This is a genomic window from Bacillus sp. N1(2025) (assembly GCF_053470005.1).
Genome location: NZ_JBLTJB010000010.1, coordinates 62,081 through 77,314 on the forward strand (window position 1 = coordinate 62,081; position 15,234 = coordinate 77,314).

Sequence of the window (15,234 nt, forward strand, 5' to 3'; positions counted from 1 at the left end):
ACACAGCTCCTTTTACATTCAATCAATCAGTCAGAAAATATGACTGACTTTTCTGTATTCCATTATAAATAATTTTCTGAATAATTCAATATTAAACATAAGTTTTCAATAAAATTATTATGTAAACTAACATCTTCTTGACTATTCAGACATATATTCTTACAATTGATTTTTATACTGAAATGAATTGGGAGTGCTGAAGTGAAAGAAGCTAATCAATGGTCATCTAAGCTGGGATTTATTTTAGCTACGGCCGGCTCTGCAATCGGGCTCGGCGCAATATGGAAGTTCCCTTACGTAGCGGGAACCAGCGGAGGCGGCGCTTTTCTGCTTGTTTTTATTTTATTTACTGTTTTAATCGGACTGCCGCTTTTGCTTGCTGAATTTATTATCGGCAGAAAAACACAAAAAAACGCCGTTGAATCCTATAAGGCGCTCGCGCCGGGGAAAAAGTGGCACTGGATCGGATATCTCGGAATCATTACGTGTTTTATTCTATTATCCTTCTACAGCGTAGTGGGGGGATGGATATTAATCTACATTATAAAAGGCTTTACAGGCGGTTTATCGCTTTCTTCGGGGTTTGATACGTTATTTATCGATACCATTTCAAATCCTTATGCAGCGGTTTTCGGTCAGCTGCTGTTTATCGTGCTGACGATTTTAGTTGTGGCAAAAGGGGTGAGCAGCGGCATCGAAAAGGTAAGCCAGGTGCTGATGCCGGCTCTGTTTATTCTGTTTATTCTTTTAATGATCCGCTCCGTTACGCTGCATGATGCAGCGAAGGGATTAAAATTCTTCTTCATGCCTGATTTTGGCGCGATGGATGCCAATACCATTTTATATGCGATGGGACAATCATTTTTCTCGTTAAGCGTCGGAGTGTCCGTAATGGTTACATACAGCGCATATTTAGAAAAAGAAGAAAATATTGTTCAATCCGCCGTATCGGTGACGGTATTAAATGTCCTTGTTGCTGTGATGGCGGGAGTGGCGATTTTTCCGGCGGTGTTTGCATTCGGCCTCAAGCCGGATCAAGGCCCGCAGCTTTTATTTAACGTGCTGCCGACCGTCTTTAACCAAATGCCGTTGGGCATCGTGTTTTTACTCGCCTTTTTGCTGCTGTTTTTATTTGCGACGCTGACATCGGCTTTTTCAATGCTTGAAATTTTAGTTGCTGTTTTGTCAAAAGGCGATTCGGCAAAACGGAAGCGGTATGCATGGATCGGGGGACTTGCTATATTTATTGTCGGGGTCCCTTCGGCGCTGTCGTACGGAATTTTGAGTGATGTTTCTCTTTTTCACCGCAGTATTTTTGACGCTGCGGATTTTCTGGTCAGCAATGTCTTAATGCCGCTGGGCGCGCTTTTAATTGCCGTTTTCGTACCGCTGAAAATTCCGAAACAGATGTTGTTTGACGAACTGAAAAGCGGTTCCGGTATAAAACGAAAATGGTTTGCAGTCTGGCTCCTATTAATCCGTTATGTGGCTCCTGTAGCCATTATTATCGTTTTTCTGCACGTGCTTGGTATTTTTTAAACCAAAAGAAGCACGCCCCCGTTCAAGACGGGGGCTTTTTTAATAAAGCGGCCATATCACGCGGTGCGCTTGCTCGAACCGTTTCTCCGCCTCCCGCCAATCAACGACATTCCACCATTGATCCACGTAAGCCGCGCGGTCGTTTTTATATTGTAAATAATAAGCGTGTTCCCACACATCCAGCGGAAGCAAAGGAATGACGTCCCACTGGCTGTAGAGCTGATGCTTCTCAGCGGCCAAAATCTCCAGCCGCCCGGCGCGCGGCGCCCAGACTAGGATAGCCCAGCCGACTCCTTCGACTTTTTTCGCCGCTTGAGAAAATTGCTCTTTAAAAGCGGAATAGCTTCCGAATGACACATCAATCATTTGAAAGAGCGCATCCGTCGGCCGTCTTTTTCCGTTTGGATTCATCGAAAACCAGAAAATACTGTGCAAATAATGGCCCGCGCCGTGAAACGCCAATTGCCGCTCCCAATGTGCCACTAAGTCGTACTGTTTCGTCTGTCTCGCTTTTTTGAGCTCCAGTTCTGCTTTATTCAGACCGTCAACATAGCTCTGATGGTGTTTGGTATGGTGGAGTTTCATAATCTCTCTTGAAATATACGGTTCCAGTGCGGAATAACTGTAAGGCAGTTTAGGGAGGACATGCTTGCCGATCGGCACATAGGCTCTGCGCTCATCCGGCTCTTCGGGTTCAGTAATGTCCCGGTAAAGTGCTGATGCCTGTTCGTACCATTCCGCCTCCGTTAATCCATCATCCTGAAGGGTGTGAAAAATCCGGTCGATTTGTGCCGCGAAGCGATCGAACCGACCTTGTTGAATGACTTGTTCCTTCAAGGTTTCACACCAATTCAGCATCTCGGTTTGATAAGCGTGCCGTTTCATTTTTCTTCCTCCTTTTCACTCATTTTCATAAAAGTGCTGAGCGCAAGCAAAGAAAACACATACGGGTAGCTGTGATATCTGATGTAAAACTGTTTCGGCAGGCCGATTCCAGTCGGATAGCTGAAAGCGGCTCCTTCGTAATGCCGGTTTTCAATAAGAAAAGATATGCCTTTTGTGACGGCTTGATGATGAGGTTTTTCGTATTGCAGCAAAGCTTCGGCCGCCCAAGCCGTCTGTATAAGCGTCCCGTAAGAAAGCGGAACATAGGTTTTCTCTTCTGCACTTTTACAGGATTCCCCCCAGCTTCCGTCCTCGTTTTGAATGGACTTCAGCCAGCGGATCGCTTTTTTTACGGCCGGGTGGTTTTGGCTCACGCCGCAAGCCTTCATCCCTGTCAGCGCCGCCCATGTGCCGTAAATATAGCAGACACCCCATCTGCCGTACCACGATCCGTCCTCTTCTTGATGGCGGATCAGCCATTGGACGGCTTTTTCAATCTGAGGGTGATCAGAAGAAAGCCCCGCTTCTCCTAAACAGTGCAGCACCCGTCCGGTTAAGTCGCTTGTTGAAGGATCGATGGCAGCTTCCTCAGCCGATTCCAGCGGCAGCAGGCGGACCAGCGGATGATTGACATTTTTCTCAAAAGCAGAGAAGCCGCCGTCACTGTTTTGCATGGACAAAAGCCAGCTCAGTCCGCGTTCCCATGAGGCGGGATAAAGTTTTCGCGGAATGGCTTTGAGCACTGCGGCTGTGTCATCACAATCAGGATTATTTGTATTAATGTTTGAAAAACCCCATCCTCCCGGTTCAGCATGCGGGTTGTGAACGGCCCAATCAGCGACTTTCGTCTGCTGCCGTTCACGCAGAAACCGGGCGGCGCTGGTTATCATCTGATCGTTATCTGGGATGCCGCTTTTCATAAGCGCATAGCTGAGAAGCGCCGTATCCCAAACGGTCGACGTTGAATTTTCCAGGTACGGTATATTGCCGCAAGACGTGAGCAGAGCTTTCGTGCCGGCAAGCGCTTTTCTGATAACGGGGGAGTGGCGCGATACACCGAGAGCGAGCAGGCCGTACACCATAAAAATAGTGGCACTCGCATAGCTGTATAATGTGCCGTCTTCTTCAATCCGGTCAAGCATATACGTTTTGGCCGTACGCAGACCGAGCTGGTGAAAAGCGGCAGGAATCTGCAAAAGCCGCTTCCAGTGCGCGAAAAGAGAAGAGAGGTCTCTGTTCTCATCCTGATCGGAACGAAGCCATGTAAACGGATTTTTAGTCATATGCCGATCTAAATGCGCGAGAGACGGAACGTTGGGATTTTTCAGCGAAAATCTTTTGTTAAGTGTCACGGCCATCGGTACAAAATGAATACGGGCGTATGTACTGAACTGGTAAAAATGCAGCGGGAAGGATGGGGGAATGACTAAGAAAGATAATGGCAGATGCAGCGCGGGCCATGGATAAAGGCCGTTTGCCGCAAGCATCCACTTTGTCATGAAGTGTACGTTGCGCAAGCCGCCATTTGAGATGATAAAGCGTTCGGCCTGAATCATATGCGCCTCAGAACGGCTATATAAACCGGAAGCCAGCAAGCCGGCATAGCCCTGTACAGTGGCGGTCACATTTCCTTTCCGGTCATCAGGATAGTTGGCAAAAGTTCCGTCCGGGCGCTGTTTAGCGCGAATGCCTTCTGCAAGCTCAGCGATCAGTTCTTTATCATTGTCTCCAAGAGAAGTGAGGAGGAGGATCAGAAAGGCGTTTGTCAAAATCGGTCCTTCAAAACAAAATGACCATGAGCCGTCCGCATTTTGCGTTTCTCTTAATAGGGAGATGGTTTTCTTTTGGCGGCTTCTGACGTTTTCATGAATTGTGCTCACACTCGCTCAACTCCTTCAGAAGCATATATATTCATATGTAAAAGGCGGCATGACAAAAGAAAGAAACTGCTGACAGGCAGCAGTTTCTTGTTTGATTAATCTTCCAGATTGATCCAGACGCTTTTCACTTCTGTATAATTATCCAGAGCGTAAGAGCCCATTTCCCGCCCGAGGCCGGATTGCTTATAGCCGCCGAAAGGAGATGCCGCATCGAAAACATTGTAGCAGTTGACCCAAACGGTGCCGGCTTGGAGACGGTCAGCAATGTAATGGGCGTTTTTGACATTCTCAGTCCAAAGTCCGGCTGCAAGGCCGTATTCCGAGCGGTTCGCCCGCTCAATCACTTCATCTACCGTATCATACGGAATGGCGGCTAAAACCGGGCCGAAAATTTCTTCTTTTGCGATGGTCATGCTGTCATCCACATCCGCAAATACAGTCGGGGAGACAAAATACCCTTCTTCAAACGGGCAGCTGCCGCCCGCGACAGCTTTGGCTCCTTCCGCTTTTCCTTTTTCAATATATGAAAGCACGCGCTCATGCTGTTCCTGACTGACGAGCGGGCCGATTTGTGTATCCTGGTGAAGGCCGGCGCCTTGCTGAAGCGATTTCGCATATGAAACCATTTCGCTGACGACCTCATCATATTTGTCTTTGTGAATGAAGACACGGGAGCCTGCGCAGCATACCTGCCCCTGATTAAACATGACCCCGTTTAAAGCGCCGGGAATGGCTTTCTTCAAATTGGCGTCAGGCAAAATGATGTTAGGTGACTTTCCGCCAAGCTCCAGTGTCACGCGTTTAATTTTTTTTGCGGCTTTTTCCATGATTTTTTTGCCGATTTCTGTAGAACCGGTAAAAGCGAGTTTATCGACATCGTCATGGTTGGTCAGCGCTTCCCCGGCCGTTTCGCCGAACCCTGGGACAATATTGATGACGCCGTCAGGGAAGCCCGCCTGATCTATTAATTCCGCTAAATAGAGGGCAGTCAGCGGTGTCTGTTCCGCCGGTTTCAAAACGATTGTGCAGCCTGTGGCAAGGGCGGCGCCCATTTTCCACATCGCCATAAGGAGCGGGAAGTTCCAAGGGATGATCTGCCCCACGACGCCGACAGGCTCATGGCGGGTGTAATTAAAATATGAGCCGGCGACCGGAATTGTTTGTCCGGTTATCTTTGTAGACCACCCGGCATAATAACGCATATGCTCAATTGCGAGCGGGATATCCCCATTCGTCGTTTCATTAATCGGTTTTCCATTATCAAGTGTTTCAAGCTGCGCGAGTTCCGTTTTGTGCTCTTCCATTAAATCGGCAAGCTTATACATCAGCCTGCTTCTGGAAGCGGCCGGCATAGTGCGCCATTCGCCGTGATCAAAGGCTTTGCGTGCCGCTTTCACTGCACTGTCAATGTCTTCTGACTGTGCCTCGTAAAGCGTCATCAGCGTTTCCCCGGTTGCCGGATTCGGTGTGACAAATGTTGATCCTGAAGCGCTCGGAACAAATTTTCCGTCAATATAAAGCTTCTTCGTGCCCTGTAAAAATGTTTCCAGCCTTTTTGTGATCTGCATCGTTAAAGAACTCATTCGTAACAAACCTCCCGAAATTTTTTTATGGTCTGTTTTGAGCATCTTGATGTCCGCGCAAAGTAAGCGCATACAGTCATTCTATAATAACACCTCCGGTAAAATCAATCGATAACCGTTATTGCAATTCACAAGAAAAAACGGCTACAATAAGCTTATCGATTAAGAAAAGGAGTTTTATAAATGATTCATAATAATTGGCAGATAAAAGAAAGCGTCAAAAAGGTCAAATGCGTACATACAGATGCGAAAAAATACATTGTTAAAAATGTGCTGACGCCGGGTAAAGAGTATGAAGTCAAAAATGAAACAGAAGAATTCATTTTTGTTGTAGACAATACAAACAAAGTCGGAGGCTTCTACAAAGAGTATTTTGAAGAAGTTTAAAGCTGAATGAATTTATTTTGCCTGAGCCATACTAAAAAAGACTACATATAAAAGGTGGCTGCAAAATGAAAAACACAGAGCAAGACAAACAAAATAAAACATCAGATCAGCTTCAGCAAGTGCAACCTGAAGAAGGCACCGACACGACGATGGAACAAATTTCAGATACCTATAAAGAAGGAACGATTGAAGATACGGATCGTTGATGTTTTGTTGAAACCGCGGCATTGGAGAAGCCGCGGTTTTTTATGGCGGAAATAAAAAACTGACTTTTCGAAAAAAATATCGTTTTCTTGAAACCTTTTCTTCCGCTGAACCGTATTACTTCATAACAGCGGCACCTTTCGCGAAGGGCTTTTTTGATGAACGTTCTAAAAATGTAATCTGTTCGTAATGGTTTAAATGCCGTCTATGTCGTATTCTTATATAGGGATAAAGAACTTATTTTTTTATGATTGTAATAAAACAATAGTATAGAAGCAGAAAGTGGGGTTCTTCATTGGGAATTTTTTCTGTCAGCAGATCAACCGACACAAAAAAGCTGGAGGCTTTGCTCGTTGAGGGAGAACGGATCGAAACGATTTATAAACTGCGGGTTGACCAAATATGCTTTACGAATAAACGAGTGATTTTCTTTGATAATAAAATGTTCTCCAAAAAGAAAGTGCGCGTATTTCTTCCATATAAAACAATTGAAAGCTTCGCCATTCAAGAAGCGGGGATGTTTGATCCCGATACCGGGCTTGTATTAATGACAAGGGGAAAAACTTTCGAATTGGAATTTGCAAAAGAAACGGACTTGACTGAGGTTCAAGCCATCTTAACAAAATACTTATGCAGTTAAATATCACATAAAAGCCATCCGAATGCATGCGGATGGCCTTTTTATTATATAATGCTTGTTTTTCCGGAGTTCGAATCAATGAGATCCGGATCAGCAATAGAACTGATGGGGATATAAATCGGCGCCAAATCACCATTTTCTTCACCGAATCCGTAGTTGATCTTATTGGATAAAAAATAATCGATTTGCTGATACGGGCCGATCGTAATGGAAGAACCGCGGTCGACTGCATTTACTTTAAAGCCTCCTACATTTACCAAAACCGGCGAAAACATCATAATGGGCCTCCTTTTCCGGCAGGAATTTTATCGCATGCAGACTCAAAGGCAGATGGAGAATCAATTTGATCCCGGTCATCCACTTTGCCGTTCGTGCCGATGAAGCCGCTTGCATCTCCGAAGTTCTGTCCATATCCCTGATTCTTTTTATCAGAATTCTGCCATTCCGCCAGTAAATTTTGTCCGACATTCACCGCTGAAGCATTTTCAAAGGAATTAATTTTCAACATGAAAATATTAATATTGATATATGGAGTTGGTTGAACCACAGGCAAACCTCCTTTAATACAGGTGTATGCCGGCTGTTATGACCGTATGCTTAGACAGGGGGCGATAAAAATGGATTTCGATAAGATGAAGCAATGGATGGAAATGGCGCAAAACATGTCCGGCGGCGACTTTTGGAAAAACGTTTTTGATGATGAACAACTGAAATCATTTCAAAACGGCCATTCTCATTTTCCCTTTCAACAGGGAGATGGGCAAATGAGAAGAAATGAGGATGCTTTTCCTCTTATAGATATTGTGGAAACCCATGATGAGCTCCAATTTTTGCTGTATCTGCCCGGCTACCGGAAACAAGATGTTCAGCTGCTGTCCTACGGAGAATATATCGTCGTAAAAGGCACGAGAAAATCCTTTTTTAATGAACAGGATTTTAAACAGAAGACCGGAAAATACGGCGATTTTGAAAAAAAACTCGACCTTCCGCATTCCGCTCAGGGAACGAAGGGAATGCAGGCGGTATTCAAAGACGGGATTTTATATATATCGATTGCTAAACATCTGGGGGATGCAAGCCAGATCATTATCGAAGGCTGATCTTGTTTGCTGTGCCATCTATCAGATCTGAATCATCGATACTCATGATAGGGATGACGACAACGGTGCAATCACCGTTTTGTTCACCGTACCCTTCATTTCTTTTATTGGCTGCTGTGTTTCTCACCATAACGGAAGAGCCGGTGTTAAAAGCTGCTCCGCCGCTGATTCCGTTCATTTTTATATACTCAAAGTTGATAATGGATGGAAAAAACATCATGATTCGCCTCCTTTTTGTATATCATGTTTATATATTCGCAATGCGGGACGCATAGAACTTTCCAAGAGTGACGGGGAAAGAAGTGATTTTCTTTGAAAAAAATAATGAAAGAGATTTTCAAAAAAGTGTGTGAAGAAGAATTAGACCGGCTTAAGAAAGTGGAACAACAGCTTGATGAGCTTCAGGATAAGTGTCATTTTGAGCCGCAAACGGTTGAAGGGGAAAAAACATATGTCCATATTGAGCACGTCAAAGTGGACAAGGTTGAATACAATATTGATTTTGAAAAGCTGAGTATAGAAGAGCTGAGCGGTATGCTGAATATCGGCGCCACTTACCATACACCGGTGCACAGGCTCAAACAAGCCTGCGCTGAAGAATGTCGGGACAACCCGCAAAATGATGCTGCGAAAGAAAAAAGCCAGACAAAGCAGCAGACACCCAATGTCACCATCAGGGGAAGAAAGCATTGACCCCGTTGTTTCAGCCTCCTTTTTCGAGGGTATGTATTAACAGATGCAGCGAAGAATACAGACGAAAAAGGAGATGATGAATATGTCATTATCAAAAGAACAGCAGGACAGCCTTTATCATAAATTAATCGATTTAAAGGAAAGTCTTCAGGGAGAATCAAAAGAAAATCATTCAATGAGCGAAGACACAGGAGAACTGTCGAACGGAGTAGATAATCACTTAGCTGATCACGGAAGCATTTATTTGGACAGGGTCACGAATCAGACGCTGGACGGTGTCGATCAGAATCTTTTAGATGAGGTGCACGCCGCGCTTGAACGAATGGATAAAGGAACATACGGGATTTGCGAGAAAACGGGAAAAGAAATTCCTTATGAAAGACTTGAAGCCGTGCCGTACGCCAGAATGACCGTCGAAGCGCAGCGAGAAACAGAAGGGGATGTGGAAACAGACGCTCCGTCATATGAAAGGGAATTTCACGAGCAGGTGAAAGACCTCTCAAATAAAGAAACCGTTGATCAAAAAAGCTCACAAACTTACGAAATCCTGGATCGCGAGCAGGATTCACAATAATAGCAGCAGGTACATTCATATGTACCTGTTTTTTTATTCCATAAAAAATCTCAGAATCGAAATAAAATCATTGACTTTATATAAAAAAGAAAGTAACATACTATTTGTAAGTAAATATTAAAAGATTACCGGGAGGAATTTAGAATGTCTCAAGTATTATTTGTAAAATCAAGTGATCGTACGGCTGAAGAAGGCGTATCCGTAAAATTATACGAAGCGTTTCTGGCTGCTTATAAAGAAAACAATCCGAATGATGAAGTGATCGAACTTGATCTTCATAAAGAAAACCTTCCTTACCTCGGAAGAGATATGATTAACGGAACATTCAAAGCTTCAAAAGGAATTGAAATGACAGACGAAGAGAAAAAACAAGCGTCAACTGCTGACATTTACTTAAATCAATTCGTCAAAGCTGACAAAGTCGTGTTTGCATTCCCGCTTTGGAACTTCACAGTGCCTGCTGTGCTTCATACTTATGTTGATTACCTGTCTCGCGCAGGAGTTACTTTCACATACACGCCTGAAGGCCCTAAAGGTCTGATGGGAGATAAAAAAGTAGCGCTCTTAAACGCACGCGGCGGCGTATATTCTGAAGGACCGATGGCATCTCTTGAAATGTCATTAAACTTCATGAAAACCGTTCTCGGTTTCTGGGGTGTCCAAGATCTTCACACTGTTGTCGTTGAAGGCCATAATGCTGCACCGGATAACGCTCAAGCGATCATTGAAAAAGGACTGCAAGAAGCGAAAGATCTGGCTGCAAAATTCTAATTTCCATTAACTCTTGCGCCCATACAGGGTGTGAGAGTTTTTTCTATTATAGAAGAAACTGGCGGCAGCTTTCGATCTGATCTTATATTGATATATTGATATTTTGTCGAAAAAACAATTTTTATGTAGAATAAAGCATTTTTCACAAAGAAAAAAGGTTTTCTGTAAAAGAATTAACCCTCTTGCCAAAATACGACTGATGGTGTAGGATATAAGAGAAGCTACATTGTTCGTATTGTTAATTAAGTTTTAACCTTTAAGCTGTAATAGGGAGTTTTATATCGAAGCCGGAATGTCATGCCTCCATTGCAGAGGACGACAGGAACGCTTCTGCAAACACCCACTTTGAGGAGTGGTGGTTTAAAACTTTCTTACTTGCGTACGGCATACGTAGCGAAAGCCATTTCCCTTGCGGAGATGGCTTTTTATTTTGAATTGCCCTTGAGCAGCGTACTTTATCTGTATGATAAAATGAAAGAATCAAAGACAAAGTGAGGTTTTACAACTTATGCTGGATAAAGCCCAATCCCTTCTGGCGCATTATTTTGGCTACGACAGTCTTCGCGCGGGCCAAAAGCAGGCGATACAATCAGTTACAGAGGAGAGAAAAAACACGGTCTGCATTATGCCGACGGGGGGCGGAAAATCAATCTGCTATCAGATTCCCGCACTGCTGTTTGAAGGAACCACAATCGTTATTTCCCCTCTTATTTCCTTAATGAAAGATCAAGTCGACGCGCTTGAAGAAGCGGGTATCGCGGCAGCTTATATTAACAGCACCCAGACAAGCCGTGACATTCATGAGCGCCTGACCGGTTTGAAACAAGGGGCTTACCGGCTCTTTTACATCACACCGGAGCGTTTGACTTCTTCTGAATTCATTCACATCCTGCAGAATATTACGGTTCCTCTTGTCGCCATTGACGAAGCTCACTGTATATCGCAATGGGGACATGATTTCAGGCCGAGTTACCGGAATATCGAAATCCTTTTTAATGAATTAAAAGAACCGCCCGTCATCATCGCATTAACGGCGACGGCTACGCCTGAGGTTCATGATGACATCTGTAAGCAGCTTCATATTAAGAAAGAACAAACTGTATATACCGGTTTTGCCAGAGAGAATTTAACGTTTAAAGTAGTAAAGGGCGAAAACAAAGATCGGTTTATCGAGCGGTATCTGGAAAAAAATAAACACGAAGCCGGCATTATATATACAGCGACAAGAAAAGAAACCGACCGTTTATATGAGAAATTAAAACGCAGCGGCATCAATGCCGGCCGTTATCACGGCGGATTGGCGGATGATGACAGAAAAGACCAGCAGGAGCGGTTTCTTAACGATCAGATACAAGTGATGGTAGCTACGTCCGCTTTCGGAATGGGAATCGATAAGAGCAACATCAGGTTCGTTTTGCACGCGCAGATTCCGAAAGATATGGAGAGCTATTACCAGGAAGCCGGACGGGCCGGGCGCGATGGCCTTAACAGCGAGTGTGTGCTCTTATTTTCGCCGCAGGATATTATGGTGCAGCGTTTTTTAATAGACCAATCGGCCGCCGGAGAAGAAAAACAAAAGCAGGATCTCAAAAAACTGAGACAGATGGTGGATTACTGTCATACGGAAGATTGCCTGCAGCGGTTTATTCTGAAGTATTTCGGCGAGAATGAGGCGAAAGCTTGCGAAGCATGCGGCAATTGCACTGATACAAGGACCGCCCATGACGTCACAAAAGAAGCGCAGATGGTATTGTCATGCATCATCAGAATGAATGAGCGCTTCGGAAAAACGATGGTGGCGCAGGTGCTTAGCGGGTCAAAAAATAAAAAAGTGCTGGAAAACGGCTTCAGCAGCCTGTCCACTTACGGCATTATGAAGCATCAATCCGCAGCGGAAATCAGTGATTTTATCGAATTCCTTATTTCAGATGAATATATCAGAATGGCGGACGGCACATTTCCGACGCTTATGGTCACCCAAAAAGGCAGGGACGTTCTGCTTGGAAAAAGCGCAGTCTCGAGAAAAGAAGCCTTACAGGCCGCCGCCGTTACTGAAAATGATGAATTATTTGAGCTTCTCCGGCGTCTCCGCAAAGAGATTGCAGCTGAACAGGGTGTGCCTCCATTTGTCGTGTTCTCAGATCAGACGTTAAAAGAAATGTCAGCGAAACTTCCGAAAACAGATCAGGATCTTCTTTCCGTAAAAGGGGTCGGGGAACAAAAAAGATTGAAATACGGAGCGGTTTTTTTAGAAGAAATCCGAAATTATGTAAGAGAAACAGAGTGAAAAAAAGTTTTTTTAGAAATTTGCACATTGTGTTTTTCATTGGCGCCGGAAAAATCAGAAGCTTGAAAACCCTTGCTGTATCAAGGTTTCAGCAAGACTTACCAAGCGAGAGAAATGTTTCATGTAAAGGAACTGTAATCTAATTCAAATCGTTTTGTTATTGAACTGACATTTTCATATGTTACGATATCACCTGTTAGCCGCCAATAAAAAGCTAACAAGGGAGGATTTACTTATGAAGAAGACGATTATGTCCTTTGTCGCAGTTGCAGCAATTTCAACAACTGCATTTGGAGCTCACGCTTCTGCTAAAGAAATCACGGTGCAAAAGGGTGACACGCTCTGGGGGATCTCGCAAAAAAACGGAGTGAACCTAAAGGACTTAAAAGAATGGAATCAGTTATCTTCTGATTTAATCATTGAAGGAGAGAAACTGACTATTTCTTCAGTAGAAACAACCACATCTGGGCAGTACACAGTGAAGCAGGGCGACAGCCTCTGGAAAATTGCTCAGAAATTCGGAACATCAGTCGGCAATCTGAAAAGCTTGAATAACTTGCAATCAGATATAATTTACGCAGGCACAACGTTAAATGTGAAAGGTCAGGCTCAGGCTGCACAGCCGGCTCAAGAAGCCAGCCAGCCGCAAACTGAACAAAAACCAGCTGCTGAGACAGAACAGCCTAAACAAGAAGCTGTCAAAAACGAGCAGCCTAAACAAGAACCTGTTCAAGAACAACAACCTAAACAAGAAGCGAAGGCTGTCGAAGCAAAACAGCAGCCTGTTCAATCAAATACAAACCAACAAGAGCCTAAAAAGCAGCTGACAATGACTGCAACTGCTTACTCTGCTAACGACGGCGGCATTTCCGGTGTAACGGCAACCGGTGTTGACTTAAACAAAAACCCTGATGCAAAAGTCATCGCGGTAGACCCTAGTGTCATTCCGCTTGGCTCTAAGGTTTATGTTGAAGGTTACGGAGTGGCAACAGCAGCAGATACAGGCGGCGCAATTAAAGGAAATAAAATTGACGTATTTGTTGCAAAGAAAAGTGACGCTAACAACTGGGGCGTCAGAACAGTAAATGTTAAAGTATTAGACTAGTTTCATATAGAGATGAAGAACACAAGGCGAAATGCTTTGTGTTCTTTTTTTCTTCCCTTTTTTGACTGTATATAATCGTTATATGCGGAAAAAGAAAAAGCGTTTCTCTAATACTATATAGAAGGAATGGATGTGAAAACGGAATCAGAAGGGGTGTATGAATCTGATGGAGCCGGAATTTATATGTTTATGGAATGCCTTCACAGAATCACCGGTGTTTCAAGCATGTATCTGTACCGCTTTGGCCGTTGTGATCGTTATCGGACTGTCTATGCCGGCTGTCAGGCTGTTTCAGGCGCTTGACAGAGGGAGAGGAAGGCCAGCCGTTATTGAAAAGGTGAGACGTACTGGTGTGATGAAGAATGGCAGGCACGAGCTTGTGCTTATTTTAAACGTAAAAAACCAAGACGGAACGCATGATAAACGTGAACTGACACATGCCGTATATAATGAAGAGATCAGCCGTTTTTATGAAGGAGCTTCCGTATGGGTGACGGCAGCGGCTGGCGGACGAATTATGATCGCTCCGCGCACGCGGCGACATAAGGCGTCAAAATAAAAAGACGGGGCGGTTTTCCCGTCTTTATGTATTAATGCCGATCGATCCATATCCTTACGCCTTCTGAGCCGGCTTCTATCCTGCTTGTTCCTCCGATCGGGAATGTCATCAAAGGGGAGGTATGGCCGAAATCAGCATTTGCGATAACAGGCATGGATGACAGTTCTTCTTTTGTACGGATGACGGCACGCAGAGCCTCCTCAGACACATTTGAAGCATGCTGGAAACGTCCGATGACAATTCCCTTCACAGCTGAAAAAGCGGGAAGGTGGATGAGTGACTGCAAATCCCGGTCAAACATATGAACGTCCGACATATGATCATCTTCTATAAACAGAATCACTTGTTCCATCTCCGGAAAGTATTCCGTGCCCTGCAGAAGATTCAGCGTGCATAGATTTCCTCCGATCAGTGTTCCTTCCGCATATCCGGGTTGAATAACGAGCGGTCCCGGATTCCGATAAAAACGTCTGTCCTCCTGGTTCAAATACCATTTATCATCACTCCACTCGGATGAAGGCTTTATCTCATACGGGTTGTCAGAAGCACAGCAGGCCAAGAAAGAGTTAATCGTATAGTCCAGCCCTTTTTTCATGGCAAATGAAGAAAAATGGGGACCGGAATATGTAATAAGGCCGGTTTTTTGATATATGGCATGGCCGAGAGCGGTAATATCTGAATAGCCGCAAAGGATTTTCGGATGCCGCTTGATGTTTTCATAATCAAGATAGCGAAGCAGCTGATTTGATTGGAACCCGCCGAGTGTCGTCAAAATCGCTTTGATGTCAGGATCAGCGAAAGCTTCGTGCAGATCCTGTACACGCGATTCAATGGATGATGAATCAAATTCATTTATTTCTTTCGCATGCTCTGAAAAAGAGACACGAAAGCCGAGCTCCTCCAATTTTGACTTTGCGGCATTTATATTTTCATCTGACATAACGGACATGCTTGTGGCCGGAGACACAATACGAATGCCGTCACCTTTTTTCAATTTTTCCGGATACAAAAAAAACCCTCCTTATAT

At 44.3% G+C, this 15,234-nt stretch carries 18 protein-coding genes and 1 other RNA gene; 12 read left to right on the forward strand and 7 right to left on the reverse strand.

What is annotated here, in order from left to right:
• Nucleotides 1-201: 201 nt before the first annotated feature.
• Nucleotides 202-1,539 carry a sodium-dependent transporter gene (locus ACNFN4_RS18305; RefSeq protein ID WP_061862282.1) on the forward strand — a complete coding sequence of 446 codons (1,338 nt, stop codon included), beginning with the start codon at nucleotides 202-204 and terminating at the stop codon, nucleotides 1,537-1,539.
• Between the two features lie 39 nt (nucleotides 1,540-1,578).
• Here ACNFN4_RS18305 and ACNFN4_RS18310 read toward each other — a convergent pair whose 3' ends face one another.
• The 3 genes from ACNFN4_RS18310 to ACNFN4_RS18320 form a co-directional block, all read right to left on the reverse strand.
• Nucleotides 1,579-2,424 (reverse strand): superoxide dismutase, encoded by an 846-nt coding sequence (locus ACNFN4_RS18310; RefSeq protein WP_179156063.1) that lies wholly within the window; start codon nucleotides 2,422-2,424, stop codon nucleotides 1,579-1,581.
• The gene (locus ACNFN4_RS18315; RefSeq protein WP_014418116.1) at nucleotides 2,421-4,304 is read right to left on the reverse strand and encodes a terpene cyclase/mutase family protein; all 1,884 of its coding nucleotides are present in this window, start codon (nucleotides 4,302-4,304) and stop codon (nucleotides 2,421-2,423) included. The genes ACNFN4_RS18310 and ACNFN4_RS18315 overlap by 4 nt, the downstream gene beginning before the upstream one ends.
• Before the next feature lie 95 nt (nucleotides 4,305-4,399).
• Nucleotides 4,400-5,887, reverse strand: coding sequence for an aldehyde dehydrogenase family protein (locus tag ACNFN4_RS18320; RefSeq protein WP_017417962.1), 1,488 nt, complete (start codon nucleotides 5,885-5,887; stop codon nucleotides 4,400-4,402).
• Nucleotides 5,888-6,070: 183 nt separating this feature from the next.
• On the opposite strand from ACNFN4_RS18320, the gene ACNFN4_RS18325 reads away from it, so the two are divergent.
• The 3 genes from ACNFN4_RS18325 to ACNFN4_RS18335 all read left to right on the forward strand — a co-directional run bounded on the left by ACNFN4_RS18325 (nucleotide 6,071) and on the right by ACNFN4_RS18335 (nucleotide 7,118).
• Nucleotides 6,071-6,274, forward strand: coding sequence for a DUF6501 family protein (locus ACNFN4_RS18325; RefSeq protein WP_022553228.1), 204 nt, complete (start codon nucleotides 6,071-6,073; stop codon nucleotides 6,272-6,274).
• Nucleotides 6,275-6,339: 65 nt separating this feature from the next.
• Nucleotides 6,340-6,480, forward strand: a complete 141-nt coding sequence (locus ACNFN4_RS18330) for a DUF4025 domain-containing protein (RefSeq protein WP_072177749.1) — start codon at nucleotides 6,340-6,342, stop codon at nucleotides 6,478-6,480.
• Nucleotides 6,481-6,773: 293 nt separating this feature from the next.
• Nucleotides 6,774-7,118, forward strand: coding sequence for a PH domain-containing protein (locus ACNFN4_RS18335; protein WP_003153783.1), 345 nt, complete (start codon nucleotides 6,774-6,776; stop codon nucleotides 7,116-7,118).
• 44 nt (nucleotides 7,119-7,162) lie between these two features.
• Here the strand turns inward: ACNFN4_RS18335 and ACNFN4_RS18340 are convergent, their stop codons facing one another.
• Complete coding sequence (locus ACNFN4_RS18340) at nucleotides 7,163-7,396, reverse strand: hypothetical protein (protein ID WP_003153785.1); 234 nt, start codon at nucleotides 7,394-7,396, stop codon at nucleotides 7,163-7,165.
• Complete coding sequence (locus ACNFN4_RS18345) at nucleotides 7,393-7,665, reverse strand: hypothetical protein (RefSeq protein ID WP_014418114.1); 273 nt, start codon at nucleotides 7,663-7,665, stop codon at nucleotides 7,393-7,395. Before ACNFN4_RS18345 ends, ACNFN4_RS18340 begins: the two co-directional genes overlap by 4 nt.
• Before the next feature lie 70 nt (nucleotides 7,666-7,735).
• Here ACNFN4_RS18345 and ACNFN4_RS18350 point away from each other — a divergent pair, with 70 nt between their 5' ends.
• Nucleotides 7,736-8,218 (forward strand): Hsp20/alpha crystallin family protein, encoded by a 483-nt coding sequence (locus ACNFN4_RS18350; RefSeq protein ID WP_003153787.1) that lies wholly within the window; start codon nucleotides 7,736-7,738, stop codon nucleotides 8,216-8,218.
• On the opposite strand, the gene ACNFN4_RS18355 is transcribed toward ACNFN4_RS18350, so the two are convergent.
• Nucleotides 8,205-8,438, reverse strand: coding sequence for a hypothetical protein (locus tag ACNFN4_RS18355; RefSeq protein ID WP_215797159.1), 234 nt, complete (start codon nucleotides 8,436-8,438; stop codon nucleotides 8,205-8,207). The genes ACNFN4_RS18350 and ACNFN4_RS18355 overlap by 14 nt on opposite strands.
• Before the next feature lie 92 nt (nucleotides 8,439-8,530).
• Here ACNFN4_RS18355 and gerPC point away from each other — a divergent pair, with 92 nt between their 5' ends.
• The 7 genes from gerPC (at nucleotide 8,531) to ACNFN4_RS18390 (ending at nucleotide 14,207) form a co-directional block, all read left to right on the forward strand.
• Nucleotides 8,531-8,911, forward strand: a complete 381-nt coding sequence (gene gerPC, locus ACNFN4_RS18360) for a spore germination protein GerPC (RefSeq protein ID WP_014418112.1) — start codon at nucleotides 8,531-8,533, stop codon at nucleotides 8,909-8,911.
• A gap of 82 nt (nucleotides 8,912-8,993) precedes the next feature.
• Nucleotides 8,994-9,485, forward strand: coding sequence for a TraR/DksA family transcriptional regulator (locus tag ACNFN4_RS18365; protein ID WP_215797160.1), 492 nt, complete (start codon nucleotides 8,994-8,996; stop codon nucleotides 9,483-9,485).
• Nucleotides 9,486-9,629: 144 nt separating this feature from the next.
• Complete coding sequence (locus ACNFN4_RS18370; RefSeq protein WP_003153791.1) at nucleotides 9,630-10,256, forward strand: FMN-dependent NADH-azoreductase; 627 nt, start codon at nucleotides 9,630-9,632, stop codon at nucleotides 10,254-10,256.
• Between the two features lie 215 nt (nucleotides 10,257-10,471).
• Nucleotides 10,472-10,657: non-coding RNA, 6S RNA (gene ssrS / locus ACNFN4_RS18375), on the forward strand.
• 107 nt (nucleotides 10,658-10,764) lie between these two features.
• Entirely contained in the window at nucleotides 10,765-12,543 is a 1,779-nt protein-coding gene (recQ, locus tag ACNFN4_RS18380; RefSeq protein WP_215797161.1) for a DNA helicase RecQ, read from the forward strand.
• Nucleotides 12,544-12,778: 235 nt separating this feature from the next.
• Nucleotides 12,779-13,648, forward strand: a complete 870-nt coding sequence (locus ACNFN4_RS18385; RefSeq protein ID WP_007407985.1) for a 3D domain-containing protein — start codon at nucleotides 12,779-12,781, stop codon at nucleotides 13,646-13,648.
• Nucleotides 13,649-13,814: 166 nt separating this feature from the next.
• A complete protein-coding gene (locus ACNFN4_RS18390; protein ID WP_448200383.1) occupies nucleotides 13,815-14,207 on the forward strand; it encodes a hypothetical protein in 393 nt (130 codons plus the stop codon).
• A 31-nt stretch (nucleotides 14,208-14,238) separates the two neighbouring features.
• On the opposite strand, the gene ACNFN4_RS18395 is transcribed toward ACNFN4_RS18390, so the two are convergent.
• Nucleotides 14,239-15,216 (reverse strand): S66 family peptidase, encoded by a 978-nt coding sequence (locus ACNFN4_RS18395; RefSeq protein WP_280145170.1) that lies wholly within the window; start codon nucleotides 15,214-15,216, stop codon nucleotides 14,239-14,241.
• Nucleotides 15,217-15,234 lie beyond the last annotated feature (18 nt).

Coding starts and splice junctions, on each gene's coding strand:
- ACNFN4_RS18340 (WP_003153785.1), bottom strand. CDS start 7,396: ATGATGTTTTCGCCGGTTTTGGTAAATGTAGGAGGCTTTAAAGTAAAT.
- ACNFN4_RS18390 (WP_448200383.1), top strand. CDS start 13,815: ATGGAGCCGGAATTTATATGTTTATGGAATGCCTTCACAGAATCACCG.
- ACNFN4_RS18365 (WP_215797160.1), top strand. CDS start 8,994: ATGTCATTATCAAAAGAACAGCAGGACAGCCTTTATCATAAATTAATC.
- ACNFN4_RS18310 (WP_179156063.1), bottom strand. CDS start 2,424: ATGAAACGGCACGCTTATCAAACCGAGATGCTGAATTGGTGTGAAACC.
- ACNFN4_RS18370 (WP_003153791.1), top strand. CDS start 9,630: ATGTCTCAAGTATTATTTGTAAAATCAAGTGATCGTACGGCTGAAGAA.
- ACNFN4_RS18325 (WP_022553228.1), top strand. CDS start 6,071: ATGATTCATAATAATTGGCAGATAAAAGAAAGCGTCAAAAAGGTCAAA.
- ACNFN4_RS18355 (WP_215797159.1), bottom strand. CDS start 8,438: ATGATGTTTTTTCCATCCATTATCAACTTTGAGTATATAAAAATGAAC.
- ACNFN4_RS18385 (WP_007407985.1), top strand. CDS start 12,779: ATGAAGAAGACGATTATGTCCTTTGTCGCAGTTGCAGCAATTTCAACA.
- ACNFN4_RS18320 (WP_017417962.1), bottom strand. CDS start 5,887: ATGAGTTCTTTAACGATGCAGATCACAAAAAGGCTGGAAACATTTTTA.
- ACNFN4_RS18350 (WP_003153787.1), top strand. CDS start 7,736: ATGGATTTCGATAAGATGAAGCAATGGATGGAAATGGCGCAAAACATG.
- recQ (WP_215797161.1), top strand. CDS start 10,765: ATGCTGGATAAAGCCCAATCCCTTCTGGCGCATTATTTTGGCTACGAC.
- ACNFN4_RS18330 (WP_072177749.1), top strand. CDS start 6,340: ATGAAAAACACAGAGCAAGACAAACAAAATAAAACATCAGATCAGCTT.